Here is a 17,567-nt window from a genome sequence, read left to right on the forward strand (position 1 = left end):
CGAACAGCGCGGGGGCCGGTCGAAGCGTACACCGTCGCGCGTCGCCCGACCTCAGAACCCCCGCCCAGCCCCCGGTGCCACCGACCGGACCACCGCGAGCACATGCGCCAGCAAGCCATCCGCATCGTGGTGGATATTATGTCCCCCCGGCATCCCCACCTTCCGCGCGTTCGCCGTTGTCAGCAGCGGACACAGGCTGTCGGTCTCCTCCAACCCGTAGATGCACGTAACCGGCGCCCAGGTCAGCGCATTGCCCGTCGTCGCGCCCATGCTGTCGGGCGTGCCGTGATCGTACAGCAGCCCCGACGGATCGGCGCGGTAGAACACCGTATCGCCGGGCAGGATCAACACGATCGCCGCCACCCGAGCGCGCAACGTCGAAGGCAGGTTCACCATGCCGGTCTGGACGATATCCGCACCGTAGGACTGTCCCATCACCACGACCCGTTTGGCACCCGTGCGTACCAGCGCCGTCCGCACGCCGTCCGCTATGATCGCATCCAGCTCCTGGCGCGTCCGATGATGCGCGAACAAGGCCGGCGTCGTGATGCCGACGACCGGGATGCCGTGTTCGGTCAGTCCACGAGAGGTCGACGCGCCGAGCAGGAACCGAAGCCCCATGTCGCCCGAGAAGTTCACGACCGCGATCGGCGGCGGCCCCGACACGCGCACGCCGATCGCCGGATACACATGCACCGGATCGCGATCGAAATACCCGGCGAGGTAGACGAACAGCACGACGATCGCCGAAACGATCCCGGTGACCCAGCTGCCACGCCGGACGCGCCGTCGGGTCTTCGCGCGGGTAACGTCCATCGGGCTCTCCAAACTGAGCGAAACCGGCGCCATGCGTGCGGAACGCCGATCAGTCTGCGGCGATAGCGGGGAAATCCCGCGCGGCAACCACCCGAAATTCGTGTCGGCGGATCACGTGATCATCCGCTTGAGCGTCTCGATGCGGTCCGCCTCCGCCGCAGGCTTGTCCGTCCGGATCCGCGCGATCCGCGGAAAGCGCATCGCCACGCCGGATTTATGCCGTTTCGAATCGTGGAGCGAATCGAACGCGATCTCCAGCACCAGCGTCTTCTCGACTTCGCGCACCGGCCCGAACCGGTTCTGGGTATGGTTGCGCACGAAGCTGTCGAGCATCTTCAGTTCTTCGTCGGTAATCCCCGAATATGCCTTCCCGACCGGGAGCAACTCGCCCTCCTCGGTCCAGCAGCCGAAGGTGTAATCCGAATAATAGGACGACCGCCGCCCCGAGCCACGCTGCGCGTACATCATCACGCAATCGGCGGTCAGCGGATCGCGTTTCCACTTATACCAGAGCCCGGCGCGACGCCCGCCGACGTACGGCGAATCGCGGCGCTTCAGCATCACGCCCTCGATCGCCGAGTCGCGCGCGGTCGCCCGGATCGCCTCCAGCGCGGTGAAGTCGTCCGCCTCGATGACGACGCTGAGATCGAACCGCTCGGGATCGAGTTGCGGCACGAACGCCTCGAGCCGCTTGCGCCGCTCGGTCCAGGGCAGCGTCCGCAGATCCTCGTCGCCGTCGAGCAACAGGTCATAGAGCCGCACGAACGCGGGATAGTCCGCCAGCATCTTCGCCGAGACGGTCTTGCGCCCGAGCCTTTGCTGGAGCGCGTTGAAGCTAGCCGCGCCGCCGCCATCTTCCAGCGTGCCGCCCTGATGCTCGCCCTTCACCAGCAGTTCGCCGTCGACCGTTCCCGGCGTCCGAAACGCGGCGGCGATCTCGGGGAAGCTGCCCGTGACGTCGTCGCCGGTCCGGCTGTAAAGCCGTGTCTCGCCCGCGACGTGGACGATCTGCACCCGGATGCCGTCCCATTTCCACTCGGCGGCATAGTCGACGAGGTCGACGCGAAGGTCTTCGAGTCCGTGCGCCAGCATGAATGGTCGGAACACCGGAACGTCGGCGGGCGTCGGCTGTGCGCCCGTGCCCTCCGCCCAGGCGAACAGGCTCGCATACGGTGCATCCAGCCCGTGCCAGACCTCCTCGACCGCATCGACATCGAGCCCGAACGCATCCGCCAGCGCCGTCTTCGCCAACCGCGCCGACACGCCGATCCGCAGCGCCCCCGTCGCCATCTTGAGCAACGCGAACCGCTCCTCGGCATCGGATCGGTCGAGCATCTCGGCGAGCGCACCCGGTGCATCGGCACGCGACAACGCCGCCAGCCGCTCGACGACGTCGGTGATCGACAAGGGGGTGGGGTCGACCGGCACCGTCGGCTCGGGCCAAAGCAGCGCGACCGTTTCCGCGGTATCGCCGACATAATCGCGGCTCATCCGGAACAGCACCGGATCGACGCGTTCCTCGATCAGTCCGCGAATCACTGCCGACTTCACGCCCTTGAGATCGAGGTCCCCGGTCAGCGCCGCCATTGCCCAGCCGCGATCGGGGTCGGGCGTCGCGCGCAGGTAATCCGCGATCAGCTTCAACTTCGCATTGCGCGACCGGGTGTAGGTGAGCGAATCGAGCAGGGCGGCGAATGCGTGCATCGTGGGAGAACGCTCCTGCCGCGCGAAGGGATGCAGAACAGGTCCTACACCGCTCGCTCCATTCTCAATCCTCCCCCGCAAGGGGGAGGTGGCACCGAAGGTGACGGAGGGGGAGGACACTGAACGCCCGTTTTCCTTTCCTCCCCCTCCGTCCGGCAAGCGCCAGCCACCTCCCCCTTGCGAGGATTTCGGATCCAGACACGAAACGACCGCCGCCGGAAGGTCCGACGACGGTCGTTGTCATGCGATCGGATCGCCAGCGTCAGTCGACCGCGTTCTTGATGCCCTTGCCGGCAAGCAGCCCGAGCACGAGGAAGATCACGAACAGTGCGATCGCGATGAAGAACAAGACCTTGGCGATGCCGATGAACGCGCCACCGATGCCGCCGAAGCCGAGCAGCGCGAGTACGGCGCCGATGACGAGAAAGGTGATTGCGAGCTTCAACATGACGGCCTCCTGTTTTCGATAGGATCGCTCAACCGGCGCGACGACCGGTTTGTTCCTGACCTGTAACGATCAGGCCTTGCGGCTGGCCTCGAACAGGAACCACGCGCGCTCCTCGGCGTGGTCGGTCCATTCATCCACGATCCCACTCGTCGCGTTGTCCTTGGCGGCGTCGGCGGCGTCCTTGACGATGCGGAACTGCTCGACGAGCTTCAGATTGTCCTCGCGCAGTTCGGCGAGCATCTCGGTCGGGCCGACGAACGCCATGTCGTTGTCGGCGATCGTCTGGTGCCGCGAGATATCGCCGATCGAGCGCAGCGTGGTGTTGCCGGTCTTGCGGACGCGCTCGGCGATCGCGTCGGTCACGCCGATGATCTGCGCAGACTGGTCGTCGAGCAGCAGGTGATAATCGCGGAAATGCGGCCCCGACATGTGCCAGTGGAAATTTTTCGTCTTGAGGTACAGCGCATAGCAATCGGCGAGCGCGGCGTTCAGCGCGTCCGCGACCGACTTGGTGCTGTTGCTCGGCAGATCGGTCGGCGTGTCGAGGGCGGGGTTGATGTCGGCCATGTGGAGCTCCGGTTTGAAAGTCGTTGCGTGAACGATCCGAACGCAGAATTGCCCCCGGCGACTGGCCCCCCCGATTGCTAGACCATCCGATCGCTAGACCACCCGATCGCCAGACCACCCGATCGCTAGACCAATCGCAAGGCGCCGAGTGCGAGAACGATGCCGAAGATCAGGAATATGATGCCGATGGCGATGCGCAGCGGCTTGAGCGGTAGTTTCAGCCAGGCGGCCTCGCCCATCAGCGCGGCGGGGACGATCGCGACCAGCGAGCCGACCGTCGCGCCGATCGCCGCAAGCGCGGGAACGGGCGTCCGCGCGGCGAGGGTGAGGACGATGAACTGCACGCCATCGCCGAAGGCTAGGATGAACAGGCCGAGTGCAGTGGTGGCGATCGCACCGATCTTCCAGCGATCGAGCCGCTCGGGTGCCTTGGCCGGAAAGAACGCGCCGCCGCCCTGCAACAGCAACGCGAGCGCGAGCATCAGTTGCTGGGCATTGGGCGCGAGCTTCGGCCCGATCACCGCGCCGAGCGTCGCGGCAAGGCCGCTTGCCGCCAGCAACGCCAGCGCCGCCATCGCGATCACCAATCCGGGCCTCGCATAGCGGTCCGACAGGATCGCCGCGAGCCACGCGGTGCGGTCGCCGACCTGCGCGAGCGCGGCCGCGACGAGGGCCGCCATCAAGGCGTCCATGGATTATCCCGCAAGGCGCACCGAACACGCCGCGGCGAACGCGTGGCATGCCTGGACGTCCTGCCGCTCGCACCCGACCGCATCGCGCAGGATCGACAGCCAGCCATGCACCAGCGCGCCATGCTCGCCGCGCGACAGGGCGGAATCGACGAAGTGGGCGACGGTCACCGCCGGGTTGAGGCCGTTGGTATGCGCGATCACGCGGATCGCATCGATCTCGGTGGCGATGTCGCAGGGGCGGGAATAGGGCGCACGGACATCGATCGCCGCGATTCGCGCCGCGAGATCGGCCTTCACCGCCATCATGTCGTCGATTCGAACCAGCGCCTGCCCCACGATCCCGCTCCTGTCTTTATCTGACGGTACAATGCGCCCCGGACAGTGAATAGCGGATTAAATGAACGAACTCGGCACGCAGCGACGGGGTAAAGCTTGACTTCGCTCCCTCCGTCCGCCATGCGCCGCCCTTGATGGAGCGGCGGCGCGAGTTCGCCGCTTTCGCATTTTCAAGCCATAGGAATTGGGCTCATGGCCAAGCCGACCACCGTAAAGATCAAGCTGCTCAGCACCGCTGACACCGGCTTCTTCTACGTCACCAAGAAGAATCCCCGTACCAAGACGGAGAAGCTCTCCTTCTCGAAGTACGATCCCGTCGTGCGCAAGCATGTCGAGTTCAAGGAAGCCAAGATCAAGTAATCCGGTCGGCGGTGCAAGCCGCCGTCTGATTGCTGAGATCCAAAAAGCCGCGGATAGCGATATCCGCGGCTTTTGGCGTTTGTGTTGGGCTTCGTTCCCTCACGCTCCCCCTTCCGTTCGTCCTGAGTAGCCGTCGAGTAGTCGCCGTAGGCGGCGTATCGAGATGGCGTATCGAAGGACAGGTTGGCGCGCGGAACGCATGCTTCGATACGAGCCCTCGATACGCTCCTTGCGGAGCTACTCGGTCTCTACTCAGCACGAACGGGGTTGGGGGTTTGGCAACGGAATGTGCCAGTTAAGCAACGGGCAGGCTGAGCAGATCGGTATCCGCGCGCCCCCCACCTCAGATCAGCGCCCCCACCGCATCCATGAACCGCGCCAGACTGATCGGCTTGGACACATACGAGTCCGCGCCCGCAGCCCGGATCCGCTCCTCGTCCTCGCGTCCCGCATATGCGGTCACCGCCATCACCGGGATCGCCTTCAAGTCCTCGTCCGCCTTCAGTTCGAGGATGATCTCGTAGCCGGTGACGTGCGGCATCTGGATGTCCATGATGATCAGGTCGGGCACGAATTCTCGCGCGCGCGCAACGGCTTCGCGGCCATCGCGCACGGGTTCGACGGCGAACTGGTGCGCGCGCAACAGGTCGCAGAATAGTTTGAGGTTGAGTTCGTTGTCCTCGACAACGAGCACCTTCTTTGCCACCGATCCACCTTATCCGGAAAGAAGGCACGATAGGCAATGCGCGACCGCGATTCAAACGAAGACGCCGAAGCGCTCGCCCTGCGCGCGCTGGTATGGACGCTGGTCGAGCCCGATCGGGCGATGCGGCTGCTGTCGGTCACCGGCCTTGAGCCGCATGACCTGCGCGCAAGGGCGAGCGATCCGACCGTGCTGTCCGCCGCGCTTGGCTTTCTCGAAAACCATGAGCCGGACCTGATCGCCTGCGCCGAATCGCTCGGCGTGAAGCCCGAGGCGCTGGTCCGCGCCCATGCCAAACTGGACCAGGGGGAGTTTGAAGCATGAGGCCGCTGCTGATCAGCGATTGCGACGAAGTGCTGCTGCACATGGTCAAGCATTTCGGCGTCTGGCTCGACGAGCGCCACGATATCGACTTCCAGATCCAGCACGGCGATTTCTCGACCGCGATGACGCGCCGCGACGGTGGCCCGCCGCCGTCGCGCGAGGACATGTGGGCGATGCTCGGCGAGTTCTTCCCCGGCGAGATGCACCGCCAGACGCTGGTGCCGCACGCGGTCGACGCGCTGGAGCGGCTGGCGCAGGTGGCGGACATCGTCATCCTCACCAATCTCCAGGACGAATGCCGCCAGCCGCGGATCGAACAGCTAGCCAAGTTCGGCATCGAGCACCGGGTCGAGTGCAACCAGGGCGGCAAGGGCACCCCGGTATCGCGGCTGGTCGAGGAATATGGTTCGCCGGTGACGGTGTTCGTCGATGACCTTGCGGTGCACCACGAGTCGGTCGCCAAGCACGCGCCGGGGGTGCACCGGTTGCACATGGTCTCCGAGCCGACGCTGGCGGTGAGCGTGCCGAAGGCGCCCGAGGCCCACGCGCGGATCGACGACTGGCGCGAGGCGGCGGACTGGATTTCCGCGCGGTTCGAAGCTGGGTTGCCCGCGGACGCCTGAGCCGCTCGGTTCACCACGAACACACCATTCCCCCCTCCCTGGAAGGGAGGGGTTGGGGGTGGGTCGGCCAGCTCTGGCCGCAACCGTTCCGACAAATGCGGAAGCCAACCCACCCCCGGCCCCTCCCTTCCAGGGAGGGGAGCAGAAGGGGGCGATCGACGCGCGAGCCGCCCCCACTTGACCCATCCCCCACCGCTGTGGTGATACCTCACCCATGACCGATCGTATCGACCGCAAGCTCGAAGAGCTGGGCCTCACCCTCCCGCAGGCCGCCGCACCCGTGGCGTCCTACGTCCCGACCGTGCTGGCGAACGGCATGCTCCACATCTCGGGCCAGTTGCCGTTCAAGGACGGCGCGCTGGTCACCGGTCGCGTCGGCGACGGCGTGTCGCTCGAAGACGCGCAGGAAGCGGCCAAGCTCTGCGCGCTCATGCTCGTCGCACAGATGAAGGCGGCCCTCGGCACGCTCGGCCGCGTCGAGCGGATCGTGAAGCTCGGCGTGTTCGTCAATTCGACCGGCGATTTCACCGATCAGGCCAAGGTCGCCAACGGCGCATCGGACGTGATGGTTGCGCTGTTCGGCGATGCCGGCAAGCATGCGCGCTCGGCAGTGGGCGTTCCCGTCCTCCCGCTCGGCGCCGCCGTCGAGATCGACGCGATCGTGCAGGTTTCCGCCTGACGGACTTGTTCTCCCGCGAAAGCGGGAGCCCAGGGTTACCAAGCGCAGCCCATGTGGTCCTGGGCTCCCGCCTTCGCGGGAGAACAGCCTATGGGGCGGACGGCTGTTTTCCTTCGAGATAAGCTGACGCGCCCTTTGCTATCGGCACCCCGCTACCCCAAATGTCGCGGATGAACGCCGTCACAGCCCGCATCGCCCAAGGCGTCACCTCGATCGCGGCGGAGGACTGGGAGGCGTGCTCCGGCACCGCCAACCCGTTCGTCGGCCACGCCTTCCTCTCCGCGCTCGAAGCCTCGAAAAGCGTCGGCGGCCGATCCGGTTGGCAGGCGCTGCCGGTGGTGGTGGACGGTCCCGACGGCAAGCCCGCGGGAATCGCCCCCGCCTATGCCAAGAGCCACAGCCAGGGCGAATACGTGTTCGACCAGGGCTGGGCCGACGCGTGGGAGCGGGCAGGGGGGCAATACTACCCCAAGCTCCAGATCGCCGCACCGTTCAGCCCGGTGCCGGGGCCCCGCCTGTTGCTCCGCGACCGCGAGCAAGCCCCCGCACTGATCGCCGCGCTGGAAGCGGTCACCGACCAGAGTGGGCTATCCTCCGCGCACGCCACCTTCATCGACCCAGACGAGGTGCCGCTGTTCGAGGCGGCAGGCTGGCTGATCCGCCAGGGCACGCAGTTCCACTGGAAGAACGAGGGGTACGCCAGCTTCGAAGACTTCCTCGCCGTCCTCGCCAGCCGCAAGCGCAAGGCGATCCGCAAGGAACGCGCCGCTGCCGTCGAAGGCCTGACGATCCGCCACCTGATCGGCGCCGAGATCACGCCCGAGCACTGGGACGCGTTCTGGGTCTTTTACCAGGACACCGGCAGCCGCAAATGGGGCCAGCCGTACCTCACGCGCGGCTTCTTCGATCAGATCGGCGAGACGATGGGCGACCGCGTCCTGCTCATCCTCGCCGAGCGCGACGGCGTACCGATCGCGGGTGCGCTCAACCTGATCGGCAATGACACGCTCTATGGCCGATACTGGGGCGCCACCGAGGAAGTGCCGTTCCTCCACTTCGAACTCTGCTATTACCAGGCGATCGACGCCGCCATCGCGCGCGGCCTGAAGACCGTCGAGGCCGGCGCGCAGGGCGAACACAAGCTCGCAAGGGGCTATGCGCCGGTCGCGACCTATTCCGCCCATTACATCCCCGACCCCAGCTTCCGCCGCGCGATCGCCGACTATCTTGTCCGTGAACGCGAGGCCGTCGCCGAACAGCAGGAGTATCTCGGCGAGCTTACTCCGTTCCGGCGGGGCGAGCAGCAGGTCGGTTGACGCGGTAAAGCAGGCTGGTGCCATCGCGGCGGATCAGCGTCAGGTCGCGGACCAGCGCCGGATCGAACTTCGGCGGGTGGATCAGCCACACGTAATCGAATGCATCGCGCGGAAATTTCTCCAGCGCCATCGAGATCGGCCGCCAGAACTGGCCACGGCACTTGATGTCGCTGACAATCTCAGACGGATCGTGCGCAAAGCCCTTGGCCGCCGGATATTGCGTCGTCATCAACTGTGCGCCGGCCATCGACCACTGGTCGTTGGTGAACGCCAGCCGCCGCTCCAGCAGCAGCGCGGGAACATGCTCGAGCCGCGAATAGGCCCAGTCGTCGCGACAGCGCCGCCCGACGAACGACACGACGCGCGATCGCTCGGGTACCGTATCGATCGCCGCGATCGCCTGGTCGTAGCTGCGATCGTAGATCAGGTAGCTGACCGTCGTCCCCGCCAGCCGCACGCCGAAGAACGCGAACCCCAGCACCGCGAGCACCGCCGCACCGCGCAACGAAAGCCCATGCCGCGGCCGCAGCGCGATCACCGCGATCCCGAGCATGAACGGCGCGAGCCGCATGTCGGCATAGGCCGAGCCGAACACGATCCGCGGCAACAGGATGTACACGATCGCGAGGAACAGCGCCGAGAGGCTCAGGTTGCGCGAATACTCGATCGTCTGGTCGCGCACGCCGCGGAACAGGATTACGAACAGCACGGTGACCGACGCGATGTCGAACGTCATCCACCGATCGCGCAGGACCATCGTGATCCAGTTCATCTTCCAGCGCCAGTTGAACCAGTCCTGCGTCTTGCCGCCGACATGATCGCCCGACCGCCAGACCACCATCATCACCATCGGCAGCGCGAGCGGCAGGCAGTTCAGCCCCGCCTGGATACACGCCTTGAACCAGCCATGCGCCCAGCTCTTGGGATCGCTGTCGCGGCGGATGTCGTGCTGGCGGATCAGTTCGGCGGAGAAGGCGAGCACGCCCAGTACGCCCCAGCCGAACGTATGGCACAGCCACAACAGGCACGAGACGGGGACGAAGATGAGGGTCCGCAGCTGCCGCCGGTCGAGCCGCCCCATCCGCAGCCACAGCGCGAACAGGTTGAGCGCGAGCGCCATGCCGAGCGCGAAATTCACGAATCCGAACTGGAACGGATAGCTGTAGGCGAGCGGCAGCGCGAACAACGCGGTCGCGGGGATTCGCCCGTGCACCTCGCGCGCGATCCACAACAACCCGGTCACGGTGAGCGCGGGGATCGCCATCACGATCAGCTTTACCGCCAGCTGCAACCCGAAGATCGGCGCGAGCGGCACGATCAGCAGGTCGATGCCGAGGTTGCCGATCATCTGCCAGCGGAAGTTATACCACTGGGAAAGCCAGGGATTGTCGCCGATCGCCAGCTGGACGCGGTAGCGCCCCATATGGCCGGGCAGGTCGACGAGCGGCGGTATTTCCGGCCACAGCAACGGTATCATCGACGCGAGCGCGACCGCGAGGACGAAGCCGCGCGTCTGCCACCAGTGTAGTCCCGTGTCTTGCCCCCGCGTCATTGATCGACGCCTAGCGCCGCAGGGGGGGCTTCGACAAGCCTGCGTGACAGGATGCGACGGTTTGGGCCGTGATGCGGCGTGAAAGAGTGCCGCAATATGTCGCTGCGTGGCAGACCTGCGCGGGCGAGCAGCCGGTCTGCGTACTGCCGTCGAAATTCTGCGCCGGTGGGGGTCTCAGCCGCTGAAGGATGGGTCAGAAGATTCCCAGAAACTTCTTCCGCTGCCCCTTCTTCTCCGCAGCATTCGTTTTCCCGTCCTCGGCCTTCGCCGTCGTCCCATGGCCCACGTCGTCACGCGGCTGCCCCTTGGTGGTCCGCTGTGCCGCAGCCGTGGCTCCCGCCAGCACCGGGCCACATGCGGTGGACTTTGCGTCGCCGACATCGACGAACGCCAGGATCCCCGCGACCGGCGTCGCGACCAGCGCCAGCCCGAGCCCGCTGCCGACCCGTGCGAGCAGATCCTTCGAGATCACGCTGAGCTTGGGCGCCGCGAACAAACCGCCGACCCCGACCGGCGACTGGCCCGCGAACAGGCTGAACTTCTTCGAATCCGCACGGAAGGCCAGGTCGAGCGCTTCGTTTCGGAAGCTGAACCCACCGCGGCCGACGATGACGTTCTTGCGCGTGTCGATCAGGATCGGATCCGCCGCCGCGACGCCGCCGCGCACGGTAAAGCCAATCAGCCCACAATTCATCTGCACCGGCTCGTCGAGCTTCCCCTGGAACATCCGCTGCGCGAACGTGCCGATGTCGAGTTCCGCCAGCTGCACGTTGCGCACCGACAGCGCTCCCGACGGCAGCACGAACGCGATTCGACCGTGCGATGACGCGAGCGAATCGTGGATCGAATCGCCACGCCCCTCCAGCTTGATCCGCCCCTTGACTGTGCCGGTCGTCCCGGCCTCGGTCAGGCCATAGCCCTTGAGTAGTCGACCCAGCGGTGTCGGCGCCAGCCGGATATCGTAGGACACCGCGCTCGGCCGTGCGCGCGTGTCGAAGATGACGTCCGAGGCCACGTTGCCGCGTGCCATCGAGAAGGTCAGCGGCGACAGCGCCAGCCGCCCGCGTTCCAGGTCGAGCGTCAGATCGATGTCGGAGATCGGCAGGTTGCGCGACTTCACCACGCCGATCGTCCATTTCAGGTCGGCATCGAAGATCTGCATCGTCGCGACCGGCAGGTTCCCGTCAGGCAACAGGCGCTGCGGTGCGGCGCCCGTCGCGGCGGCGGCTGCCACCGCGCCCTTTGACTCGACGATGTCGGGATTGAAGCCGATGAAGGGGGCCGCATCGATGATGTCGAGGCTCTTGGTCGTGAGCACCGAATCGAGATGGATGCGCTCGCCGTTCACGATCGTCAGCTTGCCCGCGAGATCTGTTCGGCCTGCAAAGCCGCGCAGGTGTGTGAAGGCGTATTCGTCGCCCTGCTTGATCAGCTGCGCGCGCAGTTTGTAGGTCCGCGTGTTCGGGATCGCGACGTCGATCACGCCTAGCAGCGTCGACAGATTGGCGCCGCGCGCGGTCACGGCGAGCGGCACGTTCTCGACATCGGCGATGCTCGGCAGCGTCCCCGCGACGTCGATGATGTTCCCCGCCGCCCGCGCCCGCGCAACCAGCTTGTTCTGTCCGCGGTTGGCGGTCGCATCCGGCGACAGCAGTTGCGCGGTCACGGTGAACGGCGTCTCGCGCAGCCGGCCCTTGCCGGTGAGCCCGACCGCGCGGCCGATCGTCGCATCTACCGATCGGATATCGGCGACCTTGAGGTCGGCCAGCACGCGCATCCGCGGATCGAGATAGCGCACCGTCGTGCCCGTGACCGTCGCCACGTCGATCCGCGGGAATTCGAGCGGCTTGCCACCCTTCTTGTTCGAGAACGTCCAGGTGTTGGCCGAATGCGGCGCGTTCCACTCCAGGTCGACTGCGCCGTTGACGAGATCGAGCCAGTACAGCCGCCGCTTGCCGAATAGCAGCGACAGCGGCGCGATCCGCGTGTCGAGCTTGTCCGCCTGGAACAGGTTCGGCTTGCTCGCCCAGTCGGGGTTCGAGAGCGTGAAATTCTCCGCGTACAGCTTGATGCGGAACGGCGCGAAATAGAGCTGGAAATCACCGCGCACGGTCAGCGTCCGGTGCGTGAGCGAGCCGACGACGCGCTCGAACGGATGCTTCAGGAAGCGCCCCTTAGTGATGTACAGCACCAGCCAGATCGCGACGACGACCGCGACGATCCCGAGCAGGATGTTGCGCAGTATCCGCCGCTTGCGACGTTTTTGCGTGTCGACCGGCGCAGGGGCCGGGGGAGGGGTCTCGATCGGCTGCGTCGTGCTCTCGTCCATGATTCGCCTATCGCACGACAGCCGCGTCAGTTCCACAACGGTTGATATACCGCATTAATGCGTCTATGCGGCCCGCTTCCTCGAAGGGAACGCGTTCGACGAATCGCCCGGCCAGTGTGGGCTGCCGCGGCGATTTCAGCGTCCTCCTTCGTAACCGAAAGGATAAAAATGCCCAAGCTGAAGACCAAGAGCGGCGTCAAGAAACGCTTCAAGATCACCGCCACCGGCCTGCTCAAGCACGGCGTCGCCGGCAAGCGTCACCGTCTGGCGCATCACAACGGCAAGTACATCCGTCAGAACCGCGGCACCAAGCTGCTGTCGAAGGCCGATACCGCAGCAGTGAAGGCCTGGGCGCCTTACGGCCTGCGTTGAGCTGAGAAGGAATTAGACAATGGCACGCGTAAAACGGGGTGTTACCACCCGCGCCAAGCACAAGCGTATTTTGGTTCAGGCGAAGGGCTATTATGGCCGTCGCAAGAACACCATCCGCATCGCCCGTCAGGCCGTCGAGAAGGCCGGACAGTACGCTTACCGCGACCGCAAGGTAAAGAAGCGCACCTTCCGTGGCCTCTGGATCCAGCGCATCAACGCCGGTGTCCGCGCCGAGGGTCTGACGTATTCGCAGTTCATGCACGGCGTGAAGCTGGCAGGGATCGAACTCGACCGGAAGGTCCTGGCCGACATCGCCATGCACGAGGGCGCTGCATTCAGCGCCATCGTCGCCCAGGTGAAGGCGGCTCTCCCCCAGGCCGCGTAATTCGCGACTGAGGTGAGTTTCGGAAGGGCGTCGGTGGGAGACCACCGGCGCCCTTTCTGTGTTTGGGGGTTCGAGCTTTGAAGACCGTCATTCCCGCGCAGGCGGGAACCCATAAACTACGAACCGTTGTGATTACCCAAAACGTCAGCCAGTATGGGTTCCCGCCTCCGCGGGAATGACGGCAAGGGGATAGCGGATGGATTGGCAGCCCTGCGTCTACATCCTCGCCAGCGGTCGGCACGGCACGCTCTATATCGGCGTCACCTCGAACTTACTCGGCCGTATCCACCAGCACCGCGAAGGCTTGATCAAGGGCTTCACCTCCCGCTACGGCATCCATCGGCTGGTGCACTACGAAATCGCCGATACGATGGAAGCAGCGATCAAGCGTGAAAAGCAGCTAAAGAAGTGGAACCGCGACTGGAAGCTGCGGCTGATCGAAGAGGGCAATCTCGATTGGGACGATCTGGCGATAGGGTTGGGCTTCCCGCCTTTCCGTCATTCCCGCGAAGGCGGGAAACCATAACCGCTACGGTTATGACGATCGAACCGGTAGCGCATATGGATCCCCGCCTTCGCGGGAATGACAAGTAGAGCGATAGAGACGCGCGAAGTTAGGATGGCGAAACAGTGATCGAAGACCTGAACCAGATGCGCGACCACATGCTGACGGCGATCGCCGCCGCATCCGGGCTCGACGCGCTCGACGCGTGCCGGGTCGAGGCGCTCGGCAAGCAGGGCACGATCACCGCGCTGCTCAAGACGCTCGGCAAGATGACGCCGGAGGAGCGCCTCGTGCAGGGCCCGCTGATCCAGGGCCTCCGCGAAGCCGTCGCCAACGGCATCGCCGAGCGCAAGGCAACGCTCGAACGCGCCGCGCTCGACGCGCGTCTCGCCAGCGAGACGCTCGACATGACGCTCCCCGCCGACGCCACGCCCGCCGGCACGATCCACCCCGTGTCGCAGGTCATGGACGAACTCGCAGAGATCTTCGCAGACCTTGGCTTCGCGGTCGCGACCGGTCCCGAGATCGAGACCGACTGGCATAATTTCACCGCGCTCAACATCCCCGAGACGCACCCCGCGCGCGCGATGCACGACACCTTTTATCTCCAGCAGGGGATCGACGCGAAGGCCGCCGGCACCGCCGACGAGAAGACGACCTTCTCGCTCCTCCGCACGCACACGTCCCCGGTCCAGATCCGCACGATGTTGAGCCAGAAACCCCCGATCCGCATCATCGCCCCCGGCCGCACCTACCGTTCGGATTCCGACGCCACGCACACGCCGATGTTCCACCAGGTCGAGGGCCTCGTGATCGACAAGGGCATCACGCTCGGCCACCTGAAGTGGACGCTCGAGACGTTCGTGAAGGCGTTCTTCGAGCGCGACGATATCGTGCTCCGCCTGCGCCCCAGCTACTTCCCGTTCACCGAACCCTCGGTCGAGATCGACGTCGGCTACACGCTGGTCAAGGGCAAGCGCGTCGTCGGCGGCGCCGAGCCCGATGGCTGGCTCGAAATCCTCGGCTCCGGCATGGTCCACCGCAAGGTGATCGAGGCCTGCGGGCTCGACCCCGACGAATGGCAGGGCTTCGCGTTCGGCTGCGGCATCGACCGGCTGGCCATGCTGAAATACGGCATGGACGACCTACGCCCGTTCTTCGACGGCGATATCCGCTGGCTCAAGCATTACGGCTTTTCGAGCCTCGACGTCCCCACCTTGTCCGGCGGAGTCGGCGCATGAAGTTCACCCTCAGCTGGCTCAAGCAGCATCTCGAAACCACCGCCACGCTCGACCAGATCGTCGAGGCGCTGACCCGCATCGGCCTGGAAGTCGAAGGCGTCGAGAACCCCGGCGAGAAGCTCGCCGCGTTCAAGATCGCCAAGGTGCTTAGCGCCGAACGCCATCCGCAAGCCGACAAGCTCCAGATCCTGTCGGTCGACGCCGGTAACGGTCCGCTCCAGGTCGTCTGCGGCGCCCCCAACGCGCGCGCCGGCCTGGTCGGCGTGTTCGGCGCACCCGGTGCGTACGTCCCCGGCCTCGACGTGACGCTCAAGCTCGCGAGCATCCGCGGCGTCGAATCCCACGGCATGATGTGCTCGACGCGCGAACTCGAACTCGGCGAAGATCACGACGGCATCATCGAACTGCCGGCGGACGCGCCGATCGGCACCGCGTATCCCGACTATGCCGGCCTGACCGACCCAGTCATCGACGTCGCGATCACCCCCAATCGCCAGGACTGCATGGGCGTCCGCGGCATCGCGCGCGACCTCGCCGCCGCCGGCCTCGGCACGCTCACGCCACTGACCATCCCCACCCCCTCCGTCATCCCGGCGGACGCCGGGACCCAAGGTGCGGCAGGGGCAAACGGCGAACTCGATCCCCGCCGTCGCGGCAATGACGGAGCAAGGACTGGGGACGGACCCGATGTCGCGACGCTAGACCCCGAAGGCTGCCCCGCCCTCTTCGCGCAGACCGTCACCGGCGTAACCAACGGCGAATCCCCCGCGTGGATGCGCCGCAGCCTCATCGCGATCGGCCAGAAGCCGATCTCCGCGCTCGTCGACATCACCAACTATTTGATGATCGACCTCGGCCGCCCGTTGCACGTCTACGACCGCGCCAAACTTTCCGGCGGCCTCGTCGCGCGGAAGGCCAAGGACGGCGAACAGGTCGTAGCCCTCAACGGCAAGACCTACACGCTCGACGCGACCATGACCGTCATCGCCGACGACGCGGCCGTGCACGACATCGGCGGGATCATGGGCGGCGAGCATTCGGGCGTCTCGGCGGACACCACCGACGTGCTGATCGAATGCGCGTATTTCGATCCCGACCACATCGCCCGCACCGGGCAGAAGCTCACGCTCACCTCCGACGCGCGCAGCCGCTTCGAACGCGGCGTCGATCCGGCGTTCCTCGAAGACGGCCTGGCCATCGCCACTGCGCTCGTCCTCCACATCTGCGGTGGTACGGCCAGCGACGTCACCCGCTCGGGCGAACCCCCGCTCGAACCGCGCGTGATCCACTACGATCCACGCTTGAGTGCAGACCTCGGCGGCCTCCACGTCGCCCCCGAACGGCAGGCGCGGACCTTGTTGTCGCTCGGCTTCACGATCGGCGCGATCCAGTCGGCCGACGCGTTCAGCGATGCGCTGTTCTCGACGATCGAGGGCAAATGGCCGGTCACGGTCCCAAGCTGGCGCCGCGATGTCGACGGCCCCGCCGACCTCGTCGAGGAGGTCGTCCGTATCGAGGGCATCGATAACATCCACTCGACGCCGCTCCCCCGTATGCCCGGCGTCGCCAAGCCGACCGCCACGCCCGAGCAGAAGCTCGAACGTAGGGCGCGTCGTGCGGCGGCGGCCCGAGGGCTCGACGAGGCGGTAACGTGGAGCTTCCTCTCCGAAGCCGAAGCAGCCCCCTTCGGCGGCGGCGCCTGGACGCTCGCCAATCCGATCAGCGAAGACCTGAAGGTCATGCGCCCGTCGCTGCTCCCCGGCCTGCTTGCAGCGACCGGCCGCAACCTCAAGCGTGGCCAGCAGAGCGTCCGCCTGTTCGAGATCGGCCGCCGCTACCTGGCCGAAGCCGAGCGCGCGACGCTAGGCGTAGTCCTCGCCGGCGACCGCCGCCCCCGCGGCTGGCGCGATGGGAAAGCGGCGGCCTTCGACGCGTATGACGCGAAGGCCGAAGCGCTGGCGCTTCTCGCGGCCTCGGGCGCGCCGGTCGATAACCTGCAAGTGATGGGGGAGGCCGGCGACGCATGGCACCCCGGCCAGTCCGGTACGCTTCGCCTCGGGCCGAAGACAGTGCTGGCGAGCTTCGGCATGCTCCATCCGACGGTGCTGAAGGCGTTCGACCTCGACGGCGCGGTTGCCGCGGTAGAAGTCTACCTCGACGCCATCCCGCCCAAGCGAGCGTCTGGCTTCGCGCGTCCGGCCTACACGCCGCCGGCGCTGCAAGCCGTTCGCCGAGACTTCGCGTTCCTCGTGCCGGCGGCGCTCGCCACCGACACGCTGGTTCGCGCGGTCAAGGGCGCCGACAAGGTCGCGATCGTCTCGGCCCGCGTGTTCGACGTGTTCACTGGGGCAGGGGTGGAGGATGGCCACAAGTCGGTCGCTGTCGAGATCGTCCTGCAACCGACCGCCAAAAGCTTCACCGACGAAGAGATCAAGGCGATCGCCGACAAGGTGGTCGCCGCGGCAGCAAAGCAAGGCGCGAGCCTGCGCGTCTGAGCGTGCCCTCACCCTTCCCACGGCCAAGCAGCCGCGGGCCCCTTCCCTCTCCCCCGAGGGGAGAGGGAGAGACGCCAAAGGCGGCGAGGGTGAGGGCACGGGCCATGTACCCTAGCTCCA

Annotated in this window: 19 protein-coding genes; 10 read left to right on the top strand and 9 right to left on the bottom strand. The window is 66.1% G+C overall.

Annotation, left to right across the window (positions count from 1 at the left end):
- Window positions 1-51: 51 nt before the first annotated feature.
- The 6 genes from BM244_RS08840 to BM244_RS08865 form a co-directional block, all read right to left on the bottom strand.
- On the bottom strand, window positions 52-816 hold the full coding sequence (locus BM244_RS08840; RefSeq protein WP_093399055.1) for an AcvB/VirJ family lysyl-phosphatidylglycerol hydrolase: 765 nt from the start codon (window positions 814-816) through the stop codon (window positions 52-54).
- Window positions 817-927: 111 nt separating this feature from the next.
- Window positions 928-2,520: a cisplatin damage response ATP-dependent DNA ligase gene (locus BM244_RS08845; protein WP_093398571.1), complete on the bottom strand. Its 1,593-nt coding sequence runs from the start codon at window positions 2,518-2,520 to the stop codon at window positions 928-930.
- A gap of 262 nt (window positions 2,521-2,782) precedes the next feature.
- Window positions 2,783-2,968, bottom strand: coding sequence for a DUF1328 family protein (locus BM244_RS08850; RefSeq protein WP_093398572.1), 186 nt, complete (start codon window positions 2,966-2,968; stop codon window positions 2,783-2,785).
- 69 nt (window positions 2,969-3,037) lie between these two features.
- Entirely contained in the window at window positions 3,038-3,535 is a 498-nt protein-coding gene (locus BM244_RS08855; protein WP_093398573.1) for a Dps family protein, read from the bottom strand.
- 125 nt (window positions 3,536-3,660) lie between these two features.
- A complete protein-coding gene (locus tag BM244_RS08860) occupies window positions 3,661-4,227 on the bottom strand; it encodes a TMEM165/GDT1 family protein (RefSeq protein WP_093398574.1) in 567 nt (188 codons plus the stop codon).
- Between the two features lie 3 nt (window positions 4,228-4,230).
- On the bottom strand, window positions 4,231-4,563 hold the full coding sequence (locus BM244_RS08865; protein WP_254784358.1) for a hypothetical protein: 333 nt from the start codon (window positions 4,561-4,563) through the stop codon (window positions 4,231-4,233).
- Between the two features lie 192 nt (window positions 4,564-4,755).
- Between BM244_RS08865 and rpmG the strand changes: the two genes are divergently transcribed.
- Window positions 4,756-4,923 (top strand): 50S ribosomal protein L33, encoded by a 168-nt coding sequence (gene rpmG, locus BM244_RS08870; RefSeq protein WP_055881863.1) that lies wholly within the window; start codon window positions 4,756-4,758, stop codon window positions 4,921-4,923.
- 343 nt (window positions 4,924-5,266) lie between these two features.
- Here the strand turns inward: rpmG and BM244_RS08875 are convergent, their stop codons facing one another.
- On the bottom strand, window positions 5,267-5,629 hold the full coding sequence (locus tag BM244_RS08875; RefSeq protein ID WP_093398575.1) for a response regulator: 363 nt from the start codon (window positions 5,627-5,629) through the stop codon (window positions 5,267-5,269).
- Window positions 5,630-5,665: 36 nt separating this feature from the next.
- On the opposite strand from BM244_RS08875, the gene BM244_RS08880 reads away from it, so the two are divergent.
- The 4 genes from BM244_RS08880 to BM244_RS08895 all read left to right on the top strand — a co-directional run bounded on the left by BM244_RS08880 (window position 5,666) and on the right by BM244_RS08895 (window position 8,568).
- The gene (locus BM244_RS08880; RefSeq protein WP_056054478.1) at window positions 5,666-5,950 is read left to right on the top strand and encodes a DUF3572 domain-containing protein; all 285 of its coding nucleotides are present in this window, start codon (window positions 5,666-5,668) and stop codon (window positions 5,948-5,950) included.
- On the top strand, window positions 5,947-6,573 hold the full coding sequence (locus BM244_RS08885; RefSeq protein WP_093398576.1) for a hypothetical protein: 627 nt from the start codon (window positions 5,947-5,949) through the stop codon (window positions 6,571-6,573). The genes BM244_RS08880 and BM244_RS08885 overlap by 4 nt, the downstream gene beginning before the upstream one ends.
- Window positions 6,574-6,787: 214 nt before the next feature.
- Complete coding sequence (locus BM244_RS08890) at window positions 6,788-7,252, top strand: RidA family protein (RefSeq protein ID WP_093398577.1); 465 nt, start codon at window positions 6,788-6,790, stop codon at window positions 7,250-7,252.
- A gap of 170 nt (window positions 7,253-7,422) precedes the next feature.
- Window positions 7,423-8,568: a GNAT family N-acetyltransferase gene (locus BM244_RS08895; protein ID WP_093399057.1), complete on the top strand. Its 1,146-nt coding sequence runs from the start codon at window positions 7,423-7,425 to the stop codon at window positions 8,566-8,568.
- Here the strand turns inward: BM244_RS08895 and BM244_RS08900 are convergent.
- Together BM244_RS08900 and BM244_RS08905 are read right to left on the bottom strand one after the other, a co-directional pair.
- Window positions 8,531-10,120: a hypothetical protein gene (locus tag BM244_RS08900; RefSeq protein WP_175518139.1), complete on the bottom strand. Its 1,590-nt coding sequence runs from the start codon at window positions 10,118-10,120 to the stop codon at window positions 8,531-8,533. The genes BM244_RS08895 and BM244_RS08900 overlap by 38 nt on opposite strands.
- Before the next feature lie 193 nt (window positions 10,121-10,313).
- Entirely contained in the window at window positions 10,314-12,449 is a 2,136-nt protein-coding gene (locus BM244_RS08905) for an AsmA family protein (protein ID WP_093398578.1), read from the bottom strand.
- Window positions 12,450-12,617: 168 nt separating this feature from the next.
- Here BM244_RS08905 and rpmI point away from each other — a divergent pair, with 168 nt between their 5' ends.
- The 5 genes from rpmI (at window position 12,618) to pheT (ending at window position 17,447) form a co-directional block, all read left to right on the top strand.
- Complete coding sequence (rpmI, locus tag BM244_RS08910; protein ID WP_093398579.1) at window positions 12,618-12,821, top strand: 50S ribosomal protein L35; 204 nt, start codon at window positions 12,618-12,620, stop codon at window positions 12,819-12,821.
- Window positions 12,822-12,840: 19 nt separating this feature from the next.
- Window positions 12,841-13,206, top strand: a complete 366-nt coding sequence (gene rplT, locus BM244_RS08915) for a 50S ribosomal protein L20 (RefSeq protein ID WP_056054375.1) — start codon at window positions 12,841-12,843, stop codon at window positions 13,204-13,206.
- A gap of 196 nt (window positions 13,207-13,402) precedes the next feature.
- Window positions 13,403-13,732: a GIY-YIG nuclease family protein gene (locus BM244_RS08920; protein WP_093398580.1), complete on the top strand. Its 330-nt coding sequence runs from the start codon at window positions 13,403-13,405 to the stop codon at window positions 13,730-13,732.
- A 107-nt stretch (window positions 13,733-13,839) separates the two neighbouring features.
- A complete protein-coding gene (gene pheS, locus BM244_RS08925) occupies window positions 13,840-14,952 on the top strand; it encodes a phenylalanine--tRNA ligase subunit alpha (protein WP_175518186.1) in 1,113 nt (370 codons plus the stop codon).
- A complete protein-coding gene (pheT, locus tag BM244_RS08930; protein WP_093398582.1) occupies window positions 14,949-17,447 on the top strand; it encodes a phenylalanine--tRNA ligase subunit beta in 2,499 nt (832 codons plus the stop codon). Before pheS ends, pheT begins: the two co-directional genes overlap by 4 nt.
- Window positions 17,448-17,567 lie beyond the last annotated feature (120 nt).

The organism is Sphingomonas sp. OK281, assembly GCF_900115295.1.
Lineage (GTDB): Bacteria > Pseudomonadota > Alphaproteobacteria > Sphingomonadales > Sphingomonadaceae > Sphingomonas.